Below are 5,605 nucleotides of genomic sequence, written 5' to 3'. Positions count from 1 at the left end.
GATCCAGCCAACTTCGGCAGGTGCAGCCATCAACGCGTCGAGTGATTTTTGCAACAGCTTCCGCTTTATTATGTTATCAGCATCAAGCAGGTAGACCGCATCCAAGCCAGGGAACGCATTAAGTGCAAAATTGATTCCGGCATTACGCGCGGAGCTTAGACCCCCATTGCTTTTACGTATGTAGTAGATCTGACTGGGATACTGCGCAGAAAATGCTTCACATATGTTGTGCGTTTCCTCGAATGGACAACCGTCGTTGACCAAAATTAGGCAGAAGCGAAAGTTAGTTTCCTGCGATATTGCCGATGTAAGCGTTTCAGCCAGCAATCCCGGGTGTTTAAAGACAGGAACAACGACGGCGACCTTGATGTCAGAGTGTTCCGGTGGAATCGTCGTGCGGTCCGTCATATGAGTAGTGTGCAAATCCATTTCTACTTCCCTGGGATTCCTAATGTTTTCTGGGGCTACTCAGCAAAAGGAACTACCAATTTTAAGTCGAACAGATATCATTTGGAAGGAGGGCAAACTTGTTTCTACTTCTCAGCTTGCTCAGGTAGTTTGGAGGGATTTCATTGGCAGGTGTCCATTAAGGTGGAGGTTAAGCGAAGATTTCAGCCTTCATCGCGAAGTTTTGGACTTCGTGCRAGTGGTTTGTCGGCTATCGTTAATCAAAATGTCAAAGCCCGCCTTGAAAATCATCAGTCCCGACCCAGGCGGCGGACGAGGAGCATGACGGAAGTGGATTTGCTTCAGTTTAGAGCCTGTTTGAGAAATCAGTGGTGAGCGTTTCTTCGGATGAGATTTCCGCCCATTGCGATGAGGATCATGGCGTGTGAGACGTCGATGCGGCGCTCATAGTCGCGCACGAGGCGCCGCCAGCGGACCATCCAGCCGAACGTCCGCTCCACGACCCAGCGGCGTGGCAGGATCTCGAAGCCCTGGGCCTCGTCACGGCGGCGGATGATCGCGAGGACGAAGTCGAGATAGGCGGCCTTGTCCGTCAGCTTGAGCCTGTCATAGGCGCCGTCGGCGAACAGGTGCTTGACCCACGGCCAGCGTTTACGGATGGCATCGAGTATGGCTTGCGCCCCGGCGCTGTCGGAGATGTCGGCCGGCGTCAGTTTGACCATCAGGAGGCGCCCGTCGGTGTCGACTGCGATGTGGCGCTTGCGCCCGACAATCTTCTTGCCGGCATCGTAACCTCTTGTTGCGGCATGGGGAGCCTCGACCGATTGGCTGTCGATCACGGCCGCCGTCGGGCTCGCCTCGCGTCCGGACTGCTCACGATCCAGCATCAACTCGACGTCATGGATGGTCTGGAACAGGAAGCGGCGAGCCAACTCGCGGAACCAGCCGTAGACCGTGCGCCAGTGCCCGAAATGGATCGGCAGCATCCGCCAGCTGCAGCCCGAGCGCACGAGATAGCGCAACGCGTTGATCACCTCCCGGAACTCGACCTCGCGCGGCCGGCCCCGGCGACCCGGTTGGGGCATGAGCGGCGCGATCCGCTCCCATTCCTCGTCCGTCACATCGGACGGATAGCGCTTCGTCTTCTGGGCGATCCTGGCCCTCCGGCCCCGCTGCTCTGGTGTCCACATCCAGAGCTTGAATCACAACAAACGCCTAACAGAAACCCCTCAGCCCGATTTCCAAAACAGGCTCTAAATAAATAGATACTTKCAGCGGAAAACCTCTGGCTTTTTTCAATGGAATGTAACAAGTTTTTCTTCTCTGATCTCGCTTTTAGAGGGACAGTTTGCAGGTATTCTGCATTCGGAGAACTTGTCGCTTCATGGGAACGGTGGTTTAATTAACGATTCATCACACAATTTCAAACTTCATCACAACTTCGACCGCACGCTTTTCAAGGAAGATCTGTTATTTGATCAGAAACTCGATCAACTCCGTTCAAAATTTGATCACTTCATCGACTCGTTTGTAGATGGTGCAAAAATTGGACGGACAGCTTATTTCTATGTCACAGCAGACGAAAACGATGTTCGCTCGAATGCTCGCGTAGTTCGAGACATTTTGAAAGATTACCATGCCAAGAGCCATTTCGATCTCGTGGTAGTTCAGGCAAAAGCGTTTAGTGAGCCTGATTGGGATGATGCTTTTATGTGGAATCGGTATGTTGAACGCCTCGCTCCTATCCAGAACGCATCGGACGGCCATGTTGAAACCTGGGACGAAATTTTTAGAGAATTCCCTCACATTTATATGGCGGCAAGTAAATCGTAATACGAGCTGCGGGATTGGTGCTGCCGTCTTCGCGTCGGCGGGTTTTCTGTGATTACTTTCTAGGCGGTGAGTTTTTGATCGGATCGGTGACCTGATCCCTGGAACCTGGACCGGCCAAAGTGGGAATTTTCCCGTCATTGGACCTGCCCCCGTATGTGATCCACGGCCTATGCAACTTTCCGGGCCTGGTGGCTGCATCCCCGGAGTTGGACCGGATCATGTGAGAATTTCCGGTCCTGGAACAGCCTCAGGCACGCCTAAGGCCTGATGAATCAAGGCAATCGGTGGCCTATCACCGATTGCGCTATGCGGTCTCACTTCGTTGTACTCAACGCGCCAATCCTCCACCTTTCGGCGTGCGTCGTCCAGATCCATGAACCAGTTCTGGTTCAGGCATTCCGCACGGACTCGTGCATTGAAGGACTCGATATAAGCGTTGTCGGTCGGCTTGCCGGGCCGGCTGAAGTCTAGCGTCACCCCATGAGAATACGCCCACAGGTCCAGCTCCCGTGAGGTGAACTGGCAGCCCTGATCCACCCGGATGATCTTTGGCTTTCCAAACTGCTGCACCGCCTCGTCCAGGGCTGAGATGACCTCCCACGCGGTGGCAATCCGGCACACCCGCAACACGGGACAGATCCGGCTCCAGGTRTCGAGCATCGTCAGCACCCAGATGCGCCGCCCRTCGAAGAGCTGGTCGTACATCCAATCCATCGCCCAGATCTGATTGGGACCRGTGGCCGGGGAGCGGTCCTCGCGGATCTTGGCCGCAACCCGGCGGCGGGGTGGCTTGTGGCGCATGGTCAGTCCCTCGAGCGTGTAGAGCCGGTAGACGCGCTTGRCATTGATYGGCCAGCCTTCGCGCCKGAGCACRATCCAGATCCGGCGGTAGCCGTAACGCACGCGSGCYTCAGCSAYCTCGCGGATGCGTTTGCGCAGAGCAGCCTGCTCRGGGCGGCGGGAGCGGTAGTGATACGTCGAGCGCGGSGCCRGTACAGCCCGGCAGGCCCGRCGGATCGACACCCGAAAGACAGTGCGCACGAAGTCRACCATCTCCCGGCTCCGARCAGGCGTCATAGTCCTCAGTGGATGACCTCCGAGAGCATCTCYTTGTCSARGGTCAGATCSGCCACGAGCYTCTTRAGRCGGRCGTTCTCCTCCTCGAGGTGGCGCAGCTTCYTGACCTCGGACGGCATGAGGCCGCYGTACTTCTGCTTCCATCGGTARAAGGTGGGTTCAGAYACGCCCATCTTGCGGCAGACCTCCGGCACRGGCGTRCCGGCTTCGGCCTGCTGCAGGGCAAAGGCGATCTGCTGGTCTGTGAAGCGGGTCTTCTTCATCGGTCAGCTCTCCGTCGCATCAGGAGTCTAACCGAAAACYCTCACGTTCACTGGTCCAACTTCCTGGGAGGGGACCACTCGACGACTAACCTCGTTCCGGCCGTCGGGAACAGCTCACTCCAGGTCAGTAGGCTGCTCAACGCCCGTTGTCTGTCTGGCCCGGGCCCGGCAGGAATGTGGCTGAGGATAATCGATGAGGCCTACGACTGGCGGTCGCCATACTGCCGGATTAACTAGCGGCGCGACCAAGAACAAGTTAGTATCAGATTTAAAATGAAGAGATGGGCTCCCAAATCGTGAGCGTCAAAACCTTGCTCAATTGGAAAAAGCTTACTTTGTGTGAGCTACGTATACTTTGGGCTAGATCCATAGTACGGATGATGATTGCTCTCCTCAGCCTCCTAGGAGCACATTGCTCGCTTTGGGTCCAGCCGTCAAAGGCCCAAATCATTGTTGGTGTGAATAGAACTAATCTTGCATGGGAACCTAAAAAAGCACGAAGCGAGATACTGAGTGCTATCGCTGAAGCAGGGATTCGATCTGTGCGCCTGACGTGGCGCGAGCCTAATGCTCGAATGTTGGACGTTCTTGATCAGGCTGCTAATTCTGGGGTCGCCGTACTTATTCAGTTTCCCCTCGGCAGGATAATCGCCACTGATGGGTCTACAATGAGACCAAGCGCCCTCACCTTTGGCTCCCGAGTTCGATTGTCCGATATTAGTCTCAAGAAATACGAGAACTATGTCGCTCGCGCGCTAGATGAAATCCAGCGGCGCCCAATACGAGTGGTCGCCCTGCAAGTTGGGAATGAAATAAACTGGGCTGATTTTAATGGGGATCTGCCAATCGTACGACCTGGTCTCTCATGGTCCCGGATCGAAGACATGCCGGATCCTGCTCGCTCGACCTTTGAGAAAGGCATTCGCGTTTATGCGCAGCTGATCGCCATTACTCAGCGCCTCCGAGATAGCAGGCCCAACATGCAAAGAGTTCCCATTATCACTGCAGGTCTGACGGACATATCAGCGAGTTGGTTAGCGAACAGAGGTGGAACTCATGTAGCGGGAACAGATGTGCTAAAGAGACTTCTTGAACTGGGAATAGGGAAATATTCTGACGGAATAGCCTGGCACGTCTATTCGCCGTTTGCCCCGCACAAGGACCTAGGCCGAGAGTTGAAAGAAAAGCTAAAAGGCTGCGGAACAGCGATTACCGGCGGCCATCCTTGCTGGATTACGGAATTTGGAGCATCTGTCCCTAACGAAAGCTGCGATGTTGAGGACGCGCTGCGCCGCCTTCAGATTAACATCGCCGCTGAGGTCATAACAAACCAGGGATCGTCGGCCGTAGCTGGAGCTATGTATTACGATTGGGACCAGTCGAAATCGAGGGGCTTAGTACGCTGTGGTCGTGTGTCGAAAGCGGTCGAAGCTTTGGTGGATTGGAGCCGAACGAGCCGCTAGCAAGTTAGGCCACGAACACATAACTGCGGATCCAGTGATCTGATCACCGAAAACTGGATCGTTCAGAATTGGAGTTTTCCGCGGTAAAGTCCTGTTGCTGGGGAGGAACGGAGAGCCATGAAGGCATCAAAGTTTTCGGACACCCAGAAGGCGCCCATCCGTGTCCACCGCAATGTGCCGCTTGCGCCCTGGACTAGCTTCGAAAAACTGAAGAGCCTCTCATGAAGCAGGAGGATCTCCATGCCCCACACACGCTATACGAAAGAGTTTCGGGATGAGGCTGTGCGACTCGCCAGAACCTGTTCCCAGCGCAGGGCCTGATCGACGATTTCCTCCAGATTGTCATGGAGCGGCTCCCAGCCGAGCGCCCTGATTCGATCGACTGCTCCCACCAGCTGGGCCGGATCGCCGGCGCGGCGGGGGCTCAGGCGCACCTCGAAATCGATGCCCGAAACCTTCTTGACGGTGTCCACGACCTCCAGAACCGAGGCCCCGTGGCCGTAGCCGCAATTCATGACCGTACAGGCCCCTCCCGCGCTTAAGTAACGCAGGGCCACGAGA

Annotated in this window: 5 protein-coding genes and 1 pseudogene; 2 read left to right on the top strand and 4 right to left on the bottom strand. The window is 55.5% G+C overall.

Features of this window, described 5'->3' with window-relative positions; genetic code table 11:
- A partial coding sequence (locus tag ACXJKO_RS30340) for a glycosyltransferase family 2 protein (RefSeq protein WP_457094735.1) occupies positions 1–429 on the bottom strand: 429 nt, incomplete at its 3' end.
- A 344-nt stretch (positions 430–773) separates the two neighbouring features.
- Positions 774–1,598 carry an IS5 family transposase gene (locus ACXJKO_RS30335; protein ID WP_457094734.1) on the bottom strand — a complete coding sequence of 275 codons (825 nt, stop codon included), beginning with the start codon at positions 1,596–1,598 and terminating at the stop codon, positions 774–776.
- 184 nt (positions 1,599–1,782) lie between these two features.
- On the opposite strand from ACXJKO_RS30335, the gene ACXJKO_RS30330 reads away from it, so the two are divergent.
- A complete protein-coding gene (locus tag ACXJKO_RS30330) occupies positions 1,783–2,241 on the top strand; it encodes a hypothetical protein (RefSeq protein WP_457094733.1) in 459 nt (152 codons plus the stop codon).
- A gap of 216 nt (positions 2,242–2,457) precedes the next feature.
- On the opposite strand, the gene ACXJKO_RS30325 is transcribed toward ACXJKO_RS30330, so the two are convergent.
- Positions 2,458–3,581, bottom strand: a protein-coding gene (locus ACXJKO_RS30325) for an IS3 family transposase (protein WP_457094732.1) whose coding sequence is annotated in 2 segments (ribosomal slippage) — positions 2,458–3,326 and positions 3,326–3,581 — 1,125 coding nt in all. Because the reading frame shifts where the segments join, the coding sequence is not laid out codon by codon here.
- A 377-nt stretch (positions 3,582–3,958) separates the two neighbouring features.
- Here ACXJKO_RS30325 and ACXJKO_RS30320 point away from each other — a divergent pair.
- Positions 3,959–5,044, top strand: a complete 1,086-nt coding sequence (locus tag ACXJKO_RS30320; RefSeq protein WP_457094731.1) for a hypothetical protein — start codon at positions 3,959–3,961, stop codon at positions 5,042–5,044.
- 254 nt (positions 5,045–5,298) lie between these two features.
- On the opposite strand, the pseudogene ACXJKO_RS30315 reads toward ACXJKO_RS30320, so the two are convergent.
- A pseudogene (locus ACXJKO_RS30315) lies at positions 5,299–5,605 on the bottom strand (UDP-glucose 4-epimerase GalE); the annotation flags it as partial.

Source organism: Microvirga sp. P5_D2 (assembly GCF_054049475.1).
Note: the sequence above shows the minus strand (reverse complement) of the source record. Positions and strands in the feature narration are given on the sequence as shown.

Coding starts and splice junctions, on each gene's coding strand:
- ACXJKO_RS30335 (WP_457094734.1), bottom strand. CDS start 1,598: ATGTGGACACCAGAGCAGCGGGGCCGGAGGGCCAGGATCGCCCAGAAG.
- ACXJKO_RS30320 (WP_457094731.1), top strand. CDS start 3,959: ATGATGATTGCTCTCCTCAGCCTCCTAGGAGCACATTGCTCGCTTTGG.